This is a genomic window from Sphingomonas sp. BK345 (assembly GCF_014193845.1).
In the GTDB taxonomy this organism is placed as follows: Bacteria; Pseudomonadota; Alphaproteobacteria; order Sphingomonadales; family Sphingomonadaceae; genus Sphingomonas.
The window spans coordinates 125,812-145,539 of the sequence record NZ_JACHZX010000002.1 but is presented as its reverse complement, the minus strand read 5'-3'; the positions used below and the strand labels follow the sequence as shown (position 1 = coordinate 145,539).

The following is a 19,728-nucleotide window of genomic DNA, read 5'->3' as shown; positions in this document are numbered from 1 at the left end:
TACAGAGAGGCAGGCGGGGTTAGAAGGCAGCGCTGATCGAGCCGGTGATGCCGAAGCCGCCGCCGATCAGGTAGGTGGGTGCCGATCCGGCGATCACGTTGCCCTGTCGGCTCGCGGTCGCCTGGGCGTTCGAGGTAACGCCCTGGATGCCGGACAGATACTTTCTGTCGGCGATGTTGGTGAGATTGAGCTGCAGCTGCGGCTTCTTGACGAAGCCGATCGACCCGAAGCGGTAGCCGATGCTCGCGTTGGCGGTCGCGAAACCGGGCAGCACCTCGTCGTTCATGAAGGTCGAGAATTGCTCGCTGATATAGGTGCCCTCGAACGAGGCGAAGAACGACCCGTCGTCGTAGTTCAGTCCGGCCGAGGTGACCCATTCGGGACTGAGCACCGCGCGCTTGCCCGCGGTCGGGAGGAAGACGCCGCGCACGGGGTAATCGTCCTTGGTCGTCGCATCGAGATACTGGCCCGAGACGTAGGGGCTGAAGCCGTGCCACGGCACCAGCCCGATCTCCGCCTCGACGCCGCGCGCCGACTGGTCACCGACGTTGACCGCGAAGCCGACGCTGGTGCCGTTGACGATCTGGCTACCCTGCACCAGTCGGTCGGTCAGGTCATAGTTGAACGCCGCTATGGTGAAGTGGACGAGGTCGCCGTGGTGGCGGAAGCCGATCTCCTGACCGAGTGAATATTCCGGCGTATAATTGCCCGACGGCGTGCTGGACGGCACGCCGGTCGCCGCATTGTAGATGTTGACGTAAGACGACACCGCCGAGGGCGCGCGGAACGCGGTGGTGATGTCCGCGAAGAGCTGGTTCTTGTCGTCCAGGCTGTAGCGGATCGAGCCCTGCGGCAGCGGGCGCTGACTCAGGCTCTCGGTGCGCATCGCGCTGCCGGGCAGCGGGCTGCGCGAGACGCGGTCGACCCAGACGTATTTGAAACCGGTGTTCACGAGCAGCCGATCGTCGTCGAGCTTCACCGTCATGTCGGCGTACACGCCGTGGACGTTCTGCTCGATCCGCGCGGCGAAGTTGCGGAACGTGTCGCCGCTGGCGGTCAGCACCGAGCCGCGGTCGCCATAAGGATCCTGGACGCCCCCCTCCGCGTCGGCGACCTGGAAAGCGGCCTTCTCGTCGTGGACGAAGTGCGAGTACCAATAGCCCAGCCGCAGCTGCGCCAGCCCCACATTCCAGCGCAGGTAGCTGTTCTGGCCGTAGGTCTTCTGATCGTAGCGATCGACGTTCATCACCGTGACGATCGCCTGGCCGGCCGCGGCCCCGGGCGCCTGCAACGGCCCGGCCGGCTGCGTGCCATAGAAGGCCGTGCGCAGGTTGAGGTTGCTCGCGCCGTTGATGATGCCGTGCGTGTAGAGGAAATAGGGCGTGGCGACGATGTCGAGCCGATCGGTCAGCTTGAAGCTGGACGGCGCACTGACATAGAGGCTCTGGCGATCGGCGACGCGCAGCCGGTAGTAATTGGGATTGCCGACGCCGGTCGCAGGGTCGACGCTGTAGCCCGCGTCGAAGTTGAAGTCGCGACCCGACTGCCGATATTGCGCCAGCGTCGGGTTGCGGGATCGGTCCGTCTTCTCCTCATTGTAGGTCGCCACCAGCGAGATCGTGTCGCCCGAGGCGAACTCCTTGACGATCTTGCTGTCGATATGGTGGCGCTCGGTCCGCCCCGGGCCGCGCCAGCTGCGGTTGTACGTGCGCGAGCCCGACACGAAGGCGCGCACGCCGGACGCGCCGATCTCACCGGTCTCCAGCCGGAGGAACTGTCGATTGAGGTCGTAGTTGCCGAGACTCGCCGACGCGAAGGCGCCCGCCGAGCGCGACGGCGCGATCAGTTCCTCCTGCAGTAGCGCGCCGACCGAATTGTAGACCGGCGCGGTGATATCGGTCGAGCCGCGGGTCAGATTGATCAGACCGATGTTCTCGCTGTCCGCCCACTCGCTGGGGAAGGCGCTGTACGACAGCTGGTCACCGATCGGCATGCCCTCGAAGTTGAAGCCGAGCGATGTCTGGCTGAGCCCGCGGATGGTCAGGTTGGGCGCGCTGCCGAAGGGGTCGCCGCTGCCCAGCACGACGCCGGGCAGATTGCGGATCAGCGTGAAGACGTTCGTGGTCGCCGCCTGCCGATCGATATAGTCGCGCGTGATTGTGCTGCGCAGCTTCGTGCCGGTCTGCACCGACATCAGGCCGCCGCCCGGCGTCGTGTTGGTCACGCCGTTGGCCGAGCTGCCGCGCCCGGTGACGACGATATCCGCCGCCGCGGCGTCGGCGGTGCCGTCGAATCGCTCGCGCGAGGCCGCCTGCGGGTCGCCCTCCGCCTGATCGACGACCTGAGCCCGGGCAGGCGCGCCGGTGAGCGCGGCGACGACCGCGGTGGCGAGCAGCAGCCCGGTGTGGCGTCGGATGGTCATGCGTCTGTCCCCTTCGTTGAGCGCGATGGTCCTTTCGTTCGTCCTGCGGTGGGATGCGGGCGCTATGGTCGCCTCGCGTCGCGCGGCCGCTCTGACGGCGGCCCTCGCGAGATCGGTCGGGATGCCCGAGGGCCCCGGTCAGAAGTTGGCGCGCACGCCCAGTCGGAAGGTGCGGCCGAGCACGTCGTACAGCAGCGAGTTGACGCCGGGGCTCACCCCGGTGGACGGCGCCGCGACGGGGTCCTTGTCGAGGAGATTGTCGACGCGGAAGAAGGCGCTGACCTCGCTGGTGAGATTGTAGCTGCCACCGAGATCGACGTAGAAGGCGCCCGGCATGCTGTTATCGTCGACGGTCGGGTTGTTGTTGGTCGAGACCGGGCAGCTGGTGCGGCACTCGATCCACTCGTTCGAGTAGACTCCGTCGCTGATGAAGCGCTCGGTCAAGGACAGGCTGAAGCGGTCGGTATCCCAGCTCTGCGTCAGCAGGCCCTTCCAGTCGGGCGTGGTGCCGCTGTTGACCCCGGCGGTGTCGATCGGGATCGAACCGACGACGTTGGACGTCGTCACCAGCTCGATGACGTGCGTGGCCAGGCCGCGCAACGTGACGCGCCCGGGCAGGCCGATCCCCGACAGCGGAAAACGATAGGACGCCTCGATGTCGAAGCCCTTGGTGCGGATGCTGGCGGCGTTGAACGCGGTGACCTGAACGTAGTTCGCGCCTGGCGTCGGGCTTTCGAGCAACGTGGCGGCGCATTGGTCCTGCGCGCCCTGCTCGCACAGGTCGACGATCTGTTGTGCGCCGAGCGAGATGATCGCGTCGCTGATTTTGATATCGTAATAGTCGACCGATACCGCGAAGCCGGGCAGCCAACTCGGCTCGGCATAGACGAACCCGATCTCGGTGCTGCGGCCGATCTCGGGCCGCAGGCCGGTGTTGCCGGCGACGCGGTTCTGGATGTTGATGACGTTGCCGCGATACAGCACGGTCGAGTTGGTGACGATCTGCGCCGCGAACAGCTCGCTCAGGTTGGGCGCGCGCACGTCGCGCGAGGTCACCGCGCGCAGGCGGAAGCCGTCGAGCGGGGTCTTCCACACGCCGCCGATCTTCCACGCCTCGACCGTGCCCGAGGTGGTATAGTCGGTGACGCGGATCGCGCCGTTGACATTGGCCTCGCCGAGGACGTCCGAGTCGAGGATCGGGACGTTGATCTCGGCATAGGCTTCCTTGACGCCGTAGCGGCCCCGCCCGGCCTTGTAGTTGCCCGCGTACCAGTTGTTGCCGATAGTGGTGTTGAGCAGCGGGTCGGCAGGATACAGCGCGGAGTTCGGCGTCGCCGCGCTCGCGCCGTTGCCATATGGGTCGGCAACGGTGCGGTAGATCTCCTCTCGGCCCTCGACGCCGAACGCGATCGCCACCGGTCCCGCCCAGGTCGAGAAAGGCTCGCCGGTCAGGTTGAAGCTGGCAACGTTCTGCTCCTGGCGCGAGCGCTGCCGCGGGCCGTTCTCGGGCATCACAAAGGCGTAAGCCGCGGCGGAGTTGGTGACGTCGCCAAAGGCGTTGAACGGCACGCATCCCGCCGCGCGCGCGACCGCGCTCCGGCACACGATGCTGCCGTCGGACGCGGTCACCGCGTCGATCGCGGCGTTGAAGTGCGGTTGCAGCGAGATGTTGCTGACGTCGACCGCGATCGTGCTCACGCCGTGCGCGCCATAGGCGTTGACGCGCCACTCGGTGCCGGCGATCGCCACCTTGCCGTCGACGCCGAGCACGTAGCGCTGCTGGTCGCGGCGTGTGCGAACGGTGATCGGATCCGCGAACTGACCGGTGACCGTGCCGAACTGGAAGCTGGTGATCCCGTTGGCGGCGCAGCCGTCACGCACGGCCGCGGGGAGGAAGGCGTTGTCGCACTGGACGGTCAGCCCGATACGCTCGGCGCCGCGATTGGGAAAGTTGCGCGACAGCACGCGCGCCAGCGTGGCGGTGGCGAACACCTCCATGCCATCGCTGACGTCGAAGCCGACGCGGCCGTAGCCGACCCCTCGCTCGAGCCTGCTGGCGAGGCTGGGCGACTCGCCAATCTGCGCGCTGAGGTCCCCGCCGACGCAGAAGGGGTTGAAGCACCCGGTCACCTGACCGTTGCCGAGTGGGCGACCGCCCGAGCCATAGGCGAACTGATAGGGCACGCCGCCGGGTCCGAAGGCGGTCCCCTGCAGCGGACCGGACGTGATCAGGCCGAATTTGGCGTATTGGAGCGGCTGCGCGCGGTTGATCAGCGTGTAGCGCGGCAGGCCGTCCACCGTCGCTGCGTTCGAGCGGCCGAGGAAGGCGGGCGCGTTGTACCAGTCGCGCCGGTTGACGCCGCCGGAGACGCCGAAGTCACCCGCCGGCGTGCCGCCCTCGTAGCTATATTCGCCGCTCACCTGAACGTGCAGCCGCCCGTCCTTGGAGGAGCCGCCCCAGGCGACCTGCGCGGTCAGGTTCGGATCGTCGCCGTAGGTGGTGATGCCGGTCTGCAGGTTCGCCCGGACGCCGGTGAACCGCTTGTTGGTGACGAAGTTGACCACGCCGCCGACCGCGTCCGATCCGTAGGACGCCGAGGCTCCGCCGGTCACCACATCGACCCGCTCCACCAGAAGCTGCGGGAATTGGCTGATATCGGGCACGCCGATGAAGTTGGCAGGGGTTACCCGTTGGCCGTCCAGCAGCGTGAGCGTGCGGAGCTCGCCGAGGCCCCGCAACGCGAAGGAACTCAGCCCCTGCTGACCGCTGCTGGTGCTGTTGCCGCGCGTCTGACGGCCCGAGCTGCCTTGCAACGCGGGCAACAGGCGGATCGCCTGGAAGAGGTTGGGCTGGGACAGCTTCTCGATGTCGTCGCGGTTCACCGTGGTCGTCGGCGTGGGCTGCGAGTAGCCGCGCGAGGCGAGACGCGAGCCCGTCACCGTGATGTCGGCGGTGGTAGCATCGTCCTGGGCCGGTGCGGCATCGGCCGCGGCGCCCGGTGGCTCTGTGGAAAGCGTAGGAACCGCGACGCTCTCGGCCTGCGCGAACGCTGCCCCCGGCGTGAGCAGCGCCGAGGCTGACGCGAGCAGCAGCAATGTGGTCTTCAAAGCCCAATTCCCCCGTTTGGAATGAACCCACCCTGCGAACGAAAATTTTGTAATTTGGTTATCTAATCAGCGGGCTTGGTTATAATGTCAATATAACCAATCGCGTAACATTCCTTTGCTGGCGGTGCTCGACACGATGCCCGCGCTTATGTCAGACCGCCGCGGCCGGGCGGCGTCGCGCTGGCTTGCGGAGTTCCGGCCATGCGTCGCTTGTTTCTGCCCGCTCTCGCGCTCGTCGCGGCCATGCCCGCGGCATCCGCGCCCCCGTCATCCGACGTCGTCGCCATCTGGGGTCGCGCTGCGCCAGGCTCAGAACGGCGCGCGGGGGAGCAGGAGCAACTTGAGGGCGGCGCATACGTCCACAACGTACACCGACCCTCGCTGACGATCCTCCGGCCGCGCAGCGAGCACGCGAACGGTACCGCGATCATCATCGTACCCGGCGGGGGGCACCGCATGCTGGTCTTCCAGAACGAGGGCATGGTGCCGGCGCGGATTCTCACCCGCTATGGCATCACGGTGTTCGTGCTGCGCTACCGTCTCGCGCGTGAGCCAGGCTCGACTTACACGATCGAGCGTGACGCCGCCGCCGACGCTCGGCGGGCGGTACGCTGGGTGCGAGCGCATGCCGCAGATTACGGCGTGAGCCCTCGCCGGATCGGACTGATGGGCTTCTCAGCGGGCGGCGAGCTGGTTTCGCTGGTCGCGGATAATCCCGAACCCGCGCACCGGGTGCCGGACGATCGCCTCGTGCGGGTGAGCGCTCGACCGGACTTCCAAGTGCTCGTCTACCCCGGCCCGCTCGGCATCCCTGCGACGGACCCGGCCCACGCACCGCCCGCCTTCATCGCGGCGGGCGCGCTCGACACGTGCTGCGCCGGCCCTGCCCTCGCCCTCTTCCAGCAACTTCAGCAAGCGGGACGGCCAGCCGAGCTCCATGTCTTCTCAGGCGTGGGGCATGGCTTCAATGTCGGCGTGCACGACGAGAGGTTATCTATTCAGCACTGGCCGGATCGACTCGCCGACTGGATGAGCGACGAGGGCTTCCTCAATGCCTCGCTTGATGAGCATGAGCCCCGGCATCCTTGACGCCTGGTGACTTAGTCGCGACGTGATCGAAGGTGATCTTGGATTAAGGCTGAAGCGGAAAGCGCGGTGACCCAAAAACAGTCACTGAATGCGTTGGGATCGCTCTCCAACTTTCGCCACTCGTTCACTTTGGCAGTCGAGACTCGACTGCCAACTTTAAAGGGTGAGTGGCTCGGCAGGTGTCCGTCGCGGCCATTCCCTTGTATCGCGATGCATCACGCGATAAGGCGGCCGACTGAAGCTTGTCAAGGATCTGGCTCTCCTCGCGCGCGATGTAGCTGCGGAGGTCGTCGACAAGCGGGCGGAACGCGGAGGCAAAGCCTCTTTGATCGTGCTCGATGCGGGCGCTCGGCCAGGCGCTGTTGAGACATACCAGCGCAGTACGCCATTGCTGCAGCTCGCGATGGAAGGCGGCTGCAATGCGCGGGCATAGAGATCCGGCGTCGACGGCCGCGCGAATGGTTCTGCCTTCCTCCTCGCAGTGCGTATTGACCAGGCGAGAGAAGCTCAGTCTCAGTCGGGCGAGACTGTCACGTCGGCATGGCTGCCGCGCCGACGCCTCAGCGAGGATCTCGGCAGCGAGATCGAGCATCTGGCGGTGCTCAGCCGCGTGGACAGCCTTCATGTACTTATCCGCCTGGTGACCAACATGATCATCGGATTGGCCGGAAGGCGTTAACGCGACTTATCGCCTGCGAGTACGAGTGCCGGCGATACGACCTTTGTAGGAGAACGCCGCGCATTGCCGCGCCCAGGCTGCCGAACGGGGTGTTCGCGCACCATTCGCGAGGTAGCCCAGCTTCTCACGATCTTAATCTGTCGCCGGCAATGTCGATCGCGAGATGCCTTCGCCGCTCCCAGTCCATGCGCCTCAACACGAGGACGCCTACGCCGAGCGGGTGGCTAGCCTGTTCGCGACGAGAATGCCTGCGACCATCATGAGCGCGCTCTTTTTGCTAGTCGCCACACTCGTGTCGGTGCGCTCGCGTGATGGCGCCGCGTCGTTGCTCCTTGCCCTCGGCGTGGCAGCCAGTGGCTGGCGGCTATGGCTCCTCTATCGCGGCCGAGCGCGCTGCGCCGCAGCGGCCCTGTCGAGGGCTGACGCGCGCGAGCTTGAGCGACGGTTTGGCGCGTCCTACCTCGCCTTCGCCGTGCTGTTCGGCTGCTTCGCGGCGCGCGCGCTGATGCTGCCCATCCCATCGCTTCACCTGCCAGTCGCGATCCTCGTCGTAGGCTATGCCGCAGGTGCTGTAGCCACCACGGCATTACGACCGCTGATCGCCGGTGGAAGCGTCCTTTTGGGCGTCCTGCCACCCGTCGTTGTCTTGGCCTTCTCGGCGGAGCCCGACCATGCGGTCGCGGCGCTGTGCCTCATCGCGCTGCTGACTGGCGGGCTTCGGAGCCTCACGAAGCGCCACCTTGCACAGGAGCGGCAGTCAGCCACAAGTTCTGCCTTTGCAGTGCTCGCGCGGCGCGACCACCTGACCGGTTTGATGAATCGCTTCGCGCTCGCAGAGGCGATTGCGAGCTTCGACCCCGCCGGTCCGTCCGTGGGCAGCTATGCGCTGCACTACCTCGATCTCGACGGCTTCAAGCAGATCAACGATCGGCTCGGCCATGCTGCGGGCGACGCGCTCCTCTGTGCCGTTGGGGAACGTCTGACCGCCTCTGCACAACGCGGTGACGCTGTCGCGCGTCTCGGTGGAGACGAGTTCGTCGTCATGCAAGTCGATGCCTCATCGTCGACGGTGATCGCCGAACGGGCCGACGACATCGTTCGTTGGCTGAGCGCGCCTTACCGGATCAACGGAAAGGTCGTCAGTGTCGGCGCCAGCATCGGTTCAAGCCGATCGTCGAGCCGCGCCTGCGAGATGAACTCCCTACTTGAGGAGGCAGACGCGGCGCTCCGACACAATAAGCTGTCGCGCGATCAGCGCCGATTATGGCCTAACGGTTACCAGCTTTTAGCGCGCGCTTGAGCTGTTATCTCCGTCAGCCTTTTGAGGAGCGGGGCGGTTGACCGACTGGGTAGACGATATCGAAAGGGTCCGTGATCCAAAGGCGTACCATGCGGATGACGTCGCTTCGATGGCGCCGCTGCGCGTGGCCGCACGCAGTTCCGAGGCGACGCAATCAGGTATTCTAGTGCCCAATGCCAAGGATCGCGCCTCCGATCAGGATACCGCTTGGACCGCGAGCCGATATCGTGAAGCCGAGCTCGCTCGCATCGTCGCCATAAAAGCCGCCCGCGACCGCCCCGTACTGAACCATGTTCCCGGTGCCAGTCACCTGGATCGAGCGTGTCACCAACTTGCCGCGGACGATGTCTGCAACGAAGTCGATCGTCAGCACAGTCCCACGATTGTCGGTGCGCTCATATTGCGAGAACTTGATCAGCCCCGTCACGTATGGCTGCTCACCGTCGAAGTAGACGTTGAGGACGCAGTCACCCACCAGCCGGCTCGGCGCCTCGCCGGTCGGGTAGACCGTCCCGAATAGCTCACCAACGTAACGCGAGCTTCCCTTCTCCGGGACAGAGCTCGTCAGCGTGTTCGAACCGAAGACGCGTATGCCGCGGAAGTTGGGGCTCCCAACCTCCAGCAGGCGTGCGTGCTTGGGCAGCATGCCGGTTGTACTGCTGGTGCCCGGGAGCTTCTCGACGGTTTCCGCGAGCGGCATAGCGAGCGGCTCGGAGTCACTCGGCGACGCCCACATCAACACTGGCATCTGTCGCGGTAGCGTTCCCAACTGCGTGAACCGCAGAACGGAGGACGCCTGATAGGTCGCCGGCGATGCTGAAATGCTGATGCCGCTGTGCGAGCCAAAGCCGCTGGCTCTGATCGTTTCATTGCCATCGAGGCGAAAGTCTTCGAAGCGTGTAGCTGTCGGCGAATTCGGATCGGACACGATGACCGGGGAGGAGCTTTCCGCGGGGATCGACATCTGAAGCACGCCCGACGCATCGGTGTCGACACCGACCTCAACCGTTGTGAAGCTGAGCGCCTTTGGAACCGGAGCTGGTGTAGGAGTCGCGGTGGGTGGCGAAGGCAACGATGCCTCCGGCGACGCGGTCGCACCTGTTGACGCCCCCCCGCCTCCGCCGCCGCACGCCGCGATCGCGAGACACGCGGCTAACACGAAGCCGTGCTTGAAAGCGATTATCTGTCGATGGCAATGGGTCAAGGCAACCTCCTGACAGGAGCCATGACAAGCCGCAGCTATTGATTGGTTAACCGACCTGGAATGTAAGACCGAAGTCGGAGATGTTGCTGCAGACTGCCGTCGAGGGTAGAGCTCGGGAGGCTCCCTGCCGGCGGGGAGCATCCGATTGGATGAAGCTATCCGCTAGCGGAAGTTGGCAAGCTGTCAGCTGAGCAGCTTCATCACACCTTGCCTAGATTGGTTTGCCTGGGCGAGCATGGCGATCGATGTTCGGGTGAGAATCTGCAACTTGGCGAGTGCTGTGGTCTCAGTCGAAAAATCAGCGTCCTCGACGCGACTGCGCGCCGCTGTGAGATTGGTGACGTGCGTGAGCGTGTTGTCGATCGCCGACTGCAGGCGGTTCTGCGACGAACCCAGCGATGCGCGCGCGCTCGAGACTTCAGCAATGGCATTGTCATAGTTGGAAAGCGAACCGCTCGTCGCGTCGTCGGTGAAGGTCAGGGCGGTGATGACGGCTAGCTTGGAGCTGCTGCCAGCGGAAAAGTCGGCCGACCTAACCGTGATGACGTCCCCACCATTCGCGCCACTCTGGATCGAGAACCCAGCGGCCGCTGTGACATCGAACAGCTTCTTGCCGTTGAACAACGTATCGGTGACGATGGAGCTGATCTGATGCATGAGCGCGGCTTGCTCCGCCCGGATCGATGAGAGGTCGCTCGCGGCATAGGTGTCACTGCCAGCCTGCACCGACAACTCGCGCATGCGCTGCAGCATGTTCGAGACCTCTCCTAGCGCGCCCTCCGCGGTCTGAGCTATCGAGAGGCCATCGCCGGCGTTGCGGACGCCCTGAAGGAAGCCACGGATCTGCGCCGCCATCGACGTGGTGATCGCAAGACCTGCGGCGTCATCCTTCGCCGCGTTGATGCGCTTACCCGTCGACAGCCGCTCCCAGGACACCGATAGCGCTTTGATGACGGTGTTGGACGCGGCGGTAGCACGAAGGGCCGATGTGTTCGAGTTGATCACCGTCATGGCGTTGACTCCCGATCGCGCTTACGCCGCACCTCACGCAGGCTTCTTGCGCCATTTAAAACGACACGGGCTCACCAACATTAAGTGTAGCAGAACCGTTCGGAGGGCACCCGCAGCACTGTTCTTTGTCACGAACGCTCATCCCTTAGACGATGGTCTAATGATGGGCTGGCGGTTTCAGCTTGTTAAGGGTGATCTTCTAACTCCGTCCTCGAGCAGAGTTCGCGCGGCATTGCGCATCTTCGAGGGACATACAGATGACCCATGTCAAACAGCTGCAGGGCAGCCTAGGCGTGCGAGCCCTTATCGGCCATGTTCTCCTTCTGAGCGGCGCCTTGGCGGCCGTACCCGCGAACGCGTCGACGCAGGGCAGCCTGGGCGCGACCTCGACGGGATCGGTGACGATCACCGCCAGCGTCGCCAACAGGGCGCAGATCACAGGTCTTACGGACGTCGCCTTCACCAACGTCGATCCCGGTAGCGCGGCGACCGCTTCACAGAACAACTGTGTGTGGAGCAACACCGCCACCAAGGGCTACAGCATCACCGCCACCGGGAGCGGCACCAGCGGCGCATTCACGCTCGCCAACGGCAGCCTGAGTGTGCCGTACACGGTGCAGTGGAGCGCCAGCAGCGGCCAGTCCAGCGGCACCGCGCTCACCGCTGGCACCGCATTGGCAGGCATGACCAGCACGGCCGCCAACCCGACCTGCAGCACCGGCGCGGCGACCACGTCGAGCCTGATCATCGCCATCTCGGCGGCCAATCTGCAGGGTATGACGTCGGCGACGAGCTACACCGGATCGCTCACGCTGCTCGTGACGCCGCAGTAGCCGGGCGCCTCGAGGCGGTCAGTGGCGACGATCCGGAGCATTGGGCAGGCAGCGGCGCTCTCGCTCGTCGCCGTAGCGTCCCCGAGCGTCGCGCAGAACGTCCAGGTCAACGGTCTCAGCGACGTGTCGTTCGGCTCGATTTCCGGGTTTGGCGCCGACCTGACGCGCAGCCAGTCGATCTGCGCCTTCAGCGGTCTGCTCGGGGGGCGCTACACCGTAACCGCGTCGGGGTCCGGCACCGGCGGCGCGTTCACGCTGGCCAACGGCGCCGCGCGGCTGCCGTACGAGGTACAGTGGAGCACTTCCGCCGGCCAGACGTCGGGGACAAACCTCGCCGCCAACGTCCCGCTCGCCGGTCAGACCATGCTGCTGAGCTGTCCGGTTCTGCAGACCACCAATGCGAGCCTGATCGTCATTCTGCGGTCCACCGCGCTCAGCGCAGCGACGGCGGGAAGCTACAGCGGTACGCTGACCGTGATCCTCTCGGCAAACTGACGTGCCGAGGTTAGCTGATCGTCACGCCCGTTCGTTTCGGCGCGCGCTGCTGGGTGGAGGCACGCTCCTATGGAGCGTCGTCGACGCCCAATCCGCAGGAGCTCTCGGCGCATCCGCGCCCCAGGTCACCGCGGCGATGCCCGCGGACTTCGCCGCACTTGCCGCCACGGATCAGGCCGTGGTGGACGTCTACGTCGCGGATCGGCGGATCGGCCAATTCGCCGCTGAGGTCGCAGCCGCCAACGTACGTCTGCTGACCCCGCAAGCAGTCGCCGCCGCAATCCCCGACCTGATCGATCGAGCCGCAGTCACTGCCATGTTGGATCAGCCATTGTCGATCGGCGCCCCTGCTCGCTGCGTCGATAGGTCAGGTTGCGTGGCGAAGGACGAGCCGCGCATCGTGGCTCGCTACGACGCCGCTGCGTTCCGTTTGACGCTTGCGCTGGACCCTCGCCTGCTCGTCGTGCGAGGCGAGAGCGCGCGCTATCTCGAGGACGAAGCGGATCCCCTCTCCGCGGTGGACACGCTCGGCGTTGCGGTCGCGGGCGGCGGCGGGCTTGGGACGGCCTACGCCTTCCGCAACCGCCTGGTCGCTGGGACGGGCCCGGTGCACCTGCTGTCGGACGCGTCGCTGTCGTCGTGGGATGGTGGACGTGTCGACACGCTGACTGCAGAGGTTGACCGTCGCGACATCCGGTTACGTGGCGGCATGTTCTATGCACCCGGCGTAGATCTGGTCGGACGTCGGCGCATCGTCGGGGTCGGCGTCGCCACGCAGTTCGACACGCGCGCCGACCGCGTCGCTCTCAGCGGCACACCTCTCATCGTCTTTCTGGCGCAGCGATCGCGCGTAGACCTTTACGTGCAGGGTCGACTGGTCAGCTCGCAGACGTACGATGGCGGCAACCAGTCGCTCGACACGAGCGCCCTCGCCGACGGCTCCTATCCCATCGAGCTGCGGATCCAGGAGGCCGGCGGGGCGAACCGGGTCGAGCAACGCTTCTTCACCAAGAGCGCGGCGCTCGCGCCGGCCGGCCGCATCGTGTTCGATGCGCAACTCGGCTTCCTGACCCGGGAGCGCGGCGCGCCCGCTGGCGAGCGCATCGCTATTGCAACCGGCGGTGCGCGCGGACGGATCGGGTCACACGTCGCCTGGGATGCGACCTTGATGGCCACTCGGACCAACTCGGTCGGAGAAGGCGGCTTGTCCTTGTTGACTGCAGCTGCACAGGCCCGGGTAGCGATCCTGGCATCGAGCCGAGGTGACAGGGGCGTGGTCGCACAGCTTACCTCCAGCGGAGCAAGTTCGCTCAGCTACAGTCTCGATCTTCGTCACGTTAGCAGCGTGACCGGGTCAGCGCTCGTCACCGCCAGCGAAACGAACGACGCTGTCGCGGCGCAGCTGATGCGCCCCCGCGCGGACGCAATGCAATCCAGCTACACGCAGCTGCTCGGCAGCCTGTCCTATTCGCTTCCGCGCGGGCAGATCGGCCTTTCGGCATTCCTGTTCGGCACGCCCGCGCGCGGCACGACCTACTCGTTCGGTCCGAGCGGGCGGTGGTCGGTGTTTCAGCGCGACCGGTTGCAGCTCTCGCTGGCGGGGCAGTACGCGCGCACGCAACGAGGCGAAGCCGTGTCTTTCGGTCTTCAACTCCAGCTGCTCGGGCCGCGTGCCGCGCTCACCACCGCGATCGGCGTCCAGCGCAGCGGTGCTAACGCCGACGATGGCGTCTCGCCGGTGATAGAAGCGGCGGCGTCGCTTCATCGCGACGACGTCCTCGGCGGAGCCGTCGATGCCGGTGCGCTGATGCAACGGGGCGCACGTGCCACGGTGCTTCAGCTGACCGGCGAGAGGCGCAGCTCGTTGGGAGTGGCGGCGGCATCTCTCACCGGCCGCACTGGAGCGGCCGGCAGCGGAATGCAGTACGGGCTGACCGCCCAGACCTCCTTTGGCGTCACCGGCCGGGGCATAGGTGTCGGCGCTCAGGGGCAGAACGACAGCCTGATCGTCGTCGCGGTCGCGGGTGCTCCGTCGGTCACGTTCGAGCTGCTGGTCGACGACGCGGTGCGGGGTACCGTGCGAGGCGGCCAGAAGCTCACGCTCGCGGTTCAGCCCTACCGGCGCTACCGCGTGCGGCTCCGCGCGGTCGCGGCCGAGCTGATCGCGTTCGATACGCAGACCCGCACTGTCGATGTGTTCCCCGGCAGCGTCGCCGCGCTCGACTGGACCGCCAAGGCGGTGCACGCGATGTTCGGCCGGCTGGTAGACGCCTCCGGCAGACCGATCGCAGACGCCGACATCACCGCTGACGACGCCGTCGCGGCGACTGACACGAATGGCTTTTTCCAGATCCAGGCTCCTGCCTACGCGCGTTTGACGGTCCGCAGTGGAGCCGGTCAGACCTGCACGGCGCGACTGCCGGGTGCCCGATCTGCTACCAGCTACATTCGCCTCGGAGACGTCCTATGCCAGCACTGACACGCCTCGCCGTTGCGCTACTCGCCACAGCTGTCGCCTCCGCTCCCGGAAGAGCCAACATCGTGCTGAGCCGGGTCGTGGTCGATCTTGCATCCGGCGCCGACCTCGCGCAGGACATCGAGATAGCGAACGACGACAAGGAAGTCGCCTATGTCGCCGTCGCGCCGTTCGAGATCGTGGCGCCGGGACTGCCCGGAGAACGTCGCGAGGCCGTCGTCGACCCTGAGACCGGAGGGCTGCTGGTCACCCCACAGCGGCTCATTTTACAACCGGGAGAGCGCAAGACGATCCGAGTTGCCGCGATCCGACCGCAAGGTGGCGTCGATCGCATCTTCCGGGTCACGATCAAGCCTGTGGCAGGCCCGGTCTCTGCACCGGTGACCGCGCTCAAACTACTGGTTGGCTATGACGTCCTCGTCATTCAGCGACCCGCCTCCCCCGTCGCACGCATCGTTCCCACGCGCGACGCCAGCTCTCTCACGCTGCGCAACGACGGCAACACCAACGCTGAGCTTTTTGATGGCAAAGTCTGCGCCGATGCCGCGCCGACGAGCTGCCGGCCGCTCCCATCGCGTCGACTCTACGCCGGTCAGACGTGGTCACAGCCGCTGGCCGTTAAGGGCAAGGTCACCTATCAGGTCGCAGCGGGTGCAAGCAGTCACCTTGAGACGTTCTGAGCTCTTCATGGACGACGTTCGCCACTCTGGAGCGATATGAGCGGCATAGCGTCAGTGCGCGCTTGTCGTGAACGGCTGGCGATTTGGCCTCGGTTCGACCTATAATCTGTCACCCGGAAGGATCGACCGATGTCTAACAAGTCGCTGAGGCTTTTTCGTTCGGCTAACTGATGCTAACCAAGCTTGAAGCGATGCTATGGTTAGCTTTCTGTAGAACTACGCAGCTATTGCTGACGGGCTGGTTAGCATAAGGCGGGATGGAAAGCTGATTGGATGCAGCGTTCATCTTTGAAGCACGACAAGGCGCTAGGCTACCGCTCGCCCGCACGAGTACATTACGCAACCCGCTTGGCTCCGTCATGCATTTAGGAGGCAACGACATATAATAGTAGCCAAACCGATTTGCTATGAACGATCCCTCAATCGTTCGCGGAGCTGGCGCCGTTGGTTTGACAGAGCCTATCGGAACGCCGGAGCGTTCTGGTGGTTGGCCGTGAAATCCCCGCTCACGAACCGACGAGCCGGCCAGAAGGCATGCTGCGGATCCTTAAGCTGGTGGCACTCGCGCCACGATAGCTTCCGGAGGCGCTGCTTCTTCAGCCTGGCGTATCGGGCTGACTTCCGATTGCTCAACCAGTTGCAAGACTCGCCGCCATTGCTCACGCACAGAGCCATGAGCCTGTAGACGCTGCCCTTCAGCCACGTCCCGAGCGCGCGTGCCAAACGTCTGCATTAATGCTGCGCTGAACGCTTCGAGGGCACCTAGCTGCTCGCTCATCGCAGATCGCCTTTTCCGTTCGGCCATCCCGCGCTTGTAGACCGCATCAATTAACGTACGTCAATCAGACGTTTGATCATCAGACCGTTCGCGTTAGCGAAAGGTCTAACGTAGCAGCGCCTGAACCTGCGCTGCTAAACTGAGCGGATCGAACGGCTTAGCAATCGTACTCACAGCGCCGGCGGCGGTGAAGCGATCGATGTCTAAAGAGCGGACGGAGGCCGTAAGAAAAGCAATTGGGGGTGCAATATCGATGAGGGCCTGAATGGCCTTCATTAAGGCCACACCTTCCATGTCGGGAAGATTGTTGTCGATCAGTATAAAATCCGGTCGCGGGGCGCTTTCCAGATGGCGCAACGCGTCTACGCCAGTACGCATGGGTGTGACTGTAAAATTCGGATCAAGATGCAACGCCATGACCGCTATGGCACTTATGTCAGGGTCATCCTCAACCAAGAGGATAAACTTAGCCGCTTCGGGCACGAACATCTCTCCTCAGCACGTGGATGAACATCAAGACCGGTTCTAGCTCTTACCGTCAAAGGTTTTTTGAACCATCTATGTTTAAATGAGACCCGTTCGCCAGCGCGCAGACGCAGCGGCTTGCCGCGCGCGCTCGTCGTTGATGCGGGCCAGCGCGAGCATCAATTCGGCGTCCGGCTCGCTGACGCCCTTCGCCAGCTCCCGGCATTGAGCAGCATCGTCCCGGTACTCGGCCGCTGAGCGAGGAAGGCAGGGCAGCATAGGCATGCGTGGAAGCTCGCACACTTAGCCGACCGCATCCATTAACTGCGGCTGTGATGCTGATTGAAAACTAGGGCCATACAGCCCCTACTCCGGTCGAATCTCGAGAGAGGTACGGTGCCTCCTCATCCGCGCGGGTGAGGTGCGCCTCGTCTTGCGCTATCCTTTCCGTAGGCCTCGGCCCCTAAAGCGAGGCCGTCCCGCGACCCGGCTGGCCTTTGAGGCTGGCCGGGTCCAACTGCGAACAAATTCTTCAGCAATCAGCCGTAGAAGGGCTCGTCGGCGTTGAACTCCCGACAGGCTGCGCCGGCGGACCTCACGAAGATGCCGGCGCAGCCCCTCTCCAGTGCTTCTCTCAAGCGCCCGGAGGCTGCTGACGCTCCCCGGCACTTGGTGTCACCTCAACGGCCGCTGCGATGAGCTGCTGAGCCAGGTCGATCGCCTCGCCGGCCTCCAGGGTCATGCAGCATGAAGCAGGTTTCTCCACGTCCACGAGGACCTTGCCGTCACTCGTCTCTACGTCGGCCATGTTACGTCTCCGGATCACCTTACGGGCTCACGAACGGCCTGGAATTGGCTTCCCCGTCCAGCCTTACGCCGACCTAGCCGTCGAAGCGCTTGCCACTTGCTGGCGAGTTGTACCCGTTGATCGATAAGGCAGCGAGTGTGAGGCCACTATCGTCCGTCACATCAATCTGCAGATAGCCTTCGCTCCAGAATGCCCCATCGACAATCGCCAATGCGCGACTGGCTTCCTCTACGGCTTGAGCCCTGGCAGCAGATAGGTCTGGAAGGTCGACAACCTTGTTGCCCAACTCCCCAGAGTCATCGCTAATCGTGAAATGGAAATTTGGCATGCGAGCTAAATGCGGTCACACCCACTTAGATGCCGACGCTAATGTAAGTTGGTTCGATTAGAAGCGCTTTCTCTCAAAACGCCAAATCACGCCGCTGTATCTCAGTGGCGAGTGTTTCGGCCTCAGGGCTCCCGGGCTCGCCCGAGCAGCTCAGGAACGCCTGCCGCAGACACTGGTCGCTCTCGGGCACAAACACCTGCCTCCCGCCAGGCCCATCCACGAGAACGTAGCTGTAGCGAACGCCTTGAACGTGCGTCGGGTCGGGCACGCTGGGCGTTTTCGCCCCAGCCTTAACGCTCGCAAGCGTGCCGCGTTGTGGGCCGCCGAACACGTAGAAGTGCTTCTGCCCTCCCTGGCGGCTAACCATCAGAAGTCCAGGCTCGCGCCGCTCCAGCGCCGTCGAGGTTCTCGGGATCAGGTTGGTTTACCGCATCCTCGTGCTGGACATCCGCAGCTTCGTGCCGACCCTCCGTGTCGCTCCGGATAATTCCATGCTCAACGCGGCTATCGTGAGCTCTGGCTTGGTGCTCGCGATTGGCGGCGTCCAGCCGTGCCTTGAGAAAGGTTCGCTCGCTCTTCTCCATGGATCAGATCCCTGTGCTTGCGGCGAGCGGGCTATTCGTACGACGGTACACATATACAGCTGCGATCCAGGTGGCGAGCGCTTCGGGCGCGAGCGGAGGCAAGTCCGGGCGCCTCGGCGAACGGTGGGGTGATGCGCCTGACCGACGTTGTCAACGTAATCGCCTCTGACGCGAGATCAGGCTAGTTTTCACCCGTTCGCTCGCTCGATGGCAGGCGGACGGGCTGTTATCCACGTTCGGCCGGCGTTCGAACCCTCTCCCCTGCCTGCTGAACGAACGTCCGGTTTTCTCATCCGGCTGCTCGATAGCGGACAGGCAGCTTTCCACCCCCGGCAGGCGCTCAAGCCCCCTGCCCTCCCTCCTGAACGAACGGCCGGTTTTCCCTGTCGACCGCCCGATAGCGGACGGGCAGTTATCCACCCTTACTGCGTCTGTTCTACATTCGTTCCCAGACTGGCTTCCCAATAATCAGCAGGTTGTGTGCGCCCGCCGCGGCGACCTCGAGCGCGCGCTTGGCGCTCTCCTGCCCGCGCACCTGGCGCAGGTCGGGGCCGTCGCGCCGCTCGATCACGTCGCCGGGGCGCGGCGCCGCGAGCAGTTGGCGGCCCTTGAGATGGTTGAGCAGTGCGATGAGGTCGGGCGCGGCGATCACCTCGAGGTGGCCCGCCCAGGCGGCCTCGCTGCCCTGGGCCGCGGGGCAGATCAGGCCCCTGCCCGCGGCGCCGGCGTGAAGCGCGGCGAGCAGCACTCCCGGCGACGGCGCCAGCCGCCCGTCGAGCCCGAGCTCGCCCACCACGACGTAGCGTTCCAGCGCCGCGGCATCGACCAGCCCCATCGCGGCGAGCAGCGCCAGCGCGACCGGCAGGTCGAAGTGCGAGCCCTCCTTGGGCAGGTCGGCCGGCGAGAGATTGACCGCAATGCGCTTGGGCGGGAGCGACAGGCCCATCGCGGCGATCGCGCCGCGCACGCGCTCGCGGCTCTCGCCAACCGCTTTGTCGGCGAGACCGACGAGGTTGAAGGCGGGGAGCCCTGGGATGAGCTGCACCTGCACCTCGACGGCGCGCGCCTCGAGCCCCAGATACGCCAGCGTGGAGACGATCGCGACCATGAAGCCGACGCAGACCGCGCCCGGCTCCGGCTTGTCAACGTGACGCACCCTCACCTGCTGACCCGGCGTGGCCGATCGCGCGCCCTACCCCGCGCGCGTTGACTTTCGCGCGCCGTTCGCTTAGCGGCCCGGATCGTTCGGGCCGTCCGCGTGGCGGCCCTTTGCCATTCGAATTCGGGAAATGACTCATGAAGCGGACCTTTCAGCCGAGCAATCTGGTGCGCGCCCGCCGTCACGGCTTCCGCGCGCGGATGGCCACGGTCGGCGGCCGGTCGGTGATCCGGGCGCGCCGCTCGCGCGGCCGCAAGAAGCTGTCGGCGTAATCGAGCGCTCGGCCGGCCCGGAGCCAACAATGGCTGT

Annotated in this window: 16 protein-coding genes and 1 pseudogene; 7 read left to right on the top strand and 10 right to left on the bottom strand. The window is 65.2% G+C overall.

Annotated features, from left to right (window positions below):
* Positions 1-19 precede the first annotated feature (19 nt).
* Together FHY03_RS05850 and FHY03_RS05845 are read right to left on the bottom strand one after the other, a co-directional pair.
* A complete protein-coding gene (locus FHY03_RS05850; RefSeq protein WP_183929431.1) occupies positions 20-2,422 on the bottom strand; it encodes a TonB-dependent receptor in 2,403 nt (800 codons plus the stop codon).
* A 138-nt stretch (positions 2,423-2,560) separates the two neighbouring features.
* Positions 2,561-5,530 carry a TonB-dependent receptor domain-containing protein gene (locus FHY03_RS05845; protein WP_221190036.1) on the bottom strand — a complete coding sequence of 990 codons (2,970 nt, stop codon included), beginning with the start codon at positions 5,528-5,530 and terminating at the stop codon, positions 2,561-2,563.
* 201 nt (positions 5,531-5,731) lie between these two features.
* Here FHY03_RS05845 and FHY03_RS05840 point away from each other — a divergent pair, with 201 nt between their 5' ends.
* Positions 5,732-6,619: an alpha/beta hydrolase gene (locus tag FHY03_RS05840; RefSeq protein WP_183929429.1), complete on the top strand. Its 888-nt coding sequence runs from the start codon at positions 5,732-5,734 to the stop codon at positions 6,617-6,619.
* Positions 6,620-6,743: 124 nt separating this feature from the next.
* Here FHY03_RS05840 and FHY03_RS05835 read toward each other — a convergent pair whose 3' ends face one another.
* Complete coding sequence (locus FHY03_RS05835; protein ID WP_183929427.1) at positions 6,744-7,244, bottom strand: hypothetical protein; 501 nt, start codon at positions 7,242-7,244, stop codon at positions 6,744-6,746.
* Between the two features lie 274 nt (positions 7,245-7,518).
* Between FHY03_RS05835 and FHY03_RS05830 the strand changes: the two genes are divergently transcribed.
* Complete coding sequence (locus FHY03_RS05830; protein WP_183929425.1) at positions 7,519-8,598, top strand: GGDEF domain-containing protein; 1,080 nt, start codon at positions 7,519-7,521, stop codon at positions 8,596-8,598.
* A gap of 163 nt (positions 8,599-8,761) precedes the next feature.
* On the opposite strand, the gene FHY03_RS05825 is transcribed toward FHY03_RS05830, so the two are convergent.
* Together FHY03_RS05825 and FHY03_RS05820 are read right to left on the bottom strand one after the other, a co-directional pair.
* Positions 8,762-9,802 (bottom strand): hypothetical protein, encoded by a 1,041-nt coding sequence (locus FHY03_RS05825; protein WP_183929423.1) that lies wholly within the window; start codon positions 9,800-9,802, stop codon positions 8,762-8,764.
* Between the two features lie 183 nt (positions 9,803-9,985).
* Positions 9,986-10,813, bottom strand: coding sequence for a flagellin (locus FHY03_RS05820; RefSeq protein ID WP_183929421.1), 828 nt, complete (start codon positions 10,811-10,813; stop codon positions 9,986-9,988).
* 257 nt (positions 10,814-11,070) lie between these two features.
* Here FHY03_RS05820 and FHY03_RS05815 point away from each other — a divergent pair, with 257 nt between their 5' ends.
* The 4 genes from FHY03_RS05815 (at position 11,071) to FHY03_RS05800 (ending at position 15,297) form a co-directional block, all read left to right on the top strand.
* The gene (locus FHY03_RS05815; protein WP_183929419.1) at positions 11,071-11,646 is read left to right on the top strand and encodes a hypothetical protein; all 576 of its coding nucleotides are present in this window, start codon (positions 11,071-11,073) and stop codon (positions 11,644-11,646) included.
* A 21-nt stretch (positions 11,647-11,667) separates the two neighbouring features.
* The gene (locus FHY03_RS05810) at positions 11,668-12,141 is read left to right on the top strand and encodes a spore coat protein U domain-containing protein (RefSeq protein WP_183929417.1); all 474 of its coding nucleotides are present in this window, start codon (positions 11,668-11,670) and stop codon (positions 12,139-12,141) included.
* A 136-nt stretch (positions 12,142-12,277) separates the two neighbouring features.
* A complete protein-coding gene (locus FHY03_RS05805; protein WP_183929415.1) occupies positions 12,278-14,620 on the top strand; it encodes a TcfC E-set like domain-containing protein in 2,343 nt (780 codons plus the stop codon).
* Between the two features lie 62 nt (positions 14,621-14,682).
* Positions 14,683-15,297, top strand: a complete 615-nt coding sequence (locus FHY03_RS05800; protein WP_183929414.1) for a hypothetical protein — start codon at positions 14,683-14,685, stop codon at positions 15,295-15,297.
* 883 nt (positions 15,298-16,180) lie between these two features.
* Here the strand turns inward: FHY03_RS05800 and FHY03_RS05795 are convergent.
* The 5 genes and pseudogenes from FHY03_RS05795 to FHY03_RS05775 all read right to left on the bottom strand — a co-directional run.
* Entirely contained in the window at positions 16,181-16,564 is a 384-nt protein-coding gene (locus FHY03_RS05795) for a response regulator transcription factor (protein ID WP_183929412.1), read from the bottom strand.
* A gap of 75 nt (positions 16,565-16,639) precedes the next feature.
* Complete coding sequence (locus FHY03_RS05790; protein WP_183929410.1) at positions 16,640-16,825, bottom strand: hypothetical protein; 186 nt, start codon at positions 16,823-16,825, stop codon at positions 16,640-16,642.
* Positions 16,826-17,174: 349 nt separating this feature from the next.
* Positions 17,175-17,348 carry a hypothetical protein gene (locus FHY03_RS05785; RefSeq protein ID WP_183929408.1) on the bottom strand — a complete coding sequence of 58 codons (174 nt, stop codon included), beginning with the start codon at positions 17,346-17,348 and terminating at the stop codon, positions 17,175-17,177.
* Between the two features lie 73 nt (positions 17,349-17,421).
* The gene (locus FHY03_RS05780) at positions 17,422-17,676 is read right to left on the bottom strand and encodes a DUF6894 family protein (protein WP_183929406.1); all 255 of its coding nucleotides are present in this window, start codon (positions 17,674-17,676) and stop codon (positions 17,422-17,424) included.
* Positions 17,677-18,714: 1,038 nt separating this feature from the next.
* Positions 18,715-19,368, bottom strand: a pseudogene (locus FHY03_RS05775) (magnesium chelatase domain-containing protein); the annotation flags it as partial.
* A gap of 188 nt (positions 19,369-19,556) precedes the next feature.
* On the opposite strand from FHY03_RS05775, the gene rpmH reads away from it, so the two are divergent.
* Positions 19,557-19,691 (top strand): 50S ribosomal protein L34, encoded by a 135-nt coding sequence (gene rpmH / locus FHY03_RS05770; RefSeq protein WP_183929404.1) that lies wholly within the window; start codon positions 19,557-19,559, stop codon positions 19,689-19,691.
* Positions 19,692-19,728 lie beyond the last annotated feature (37 nt).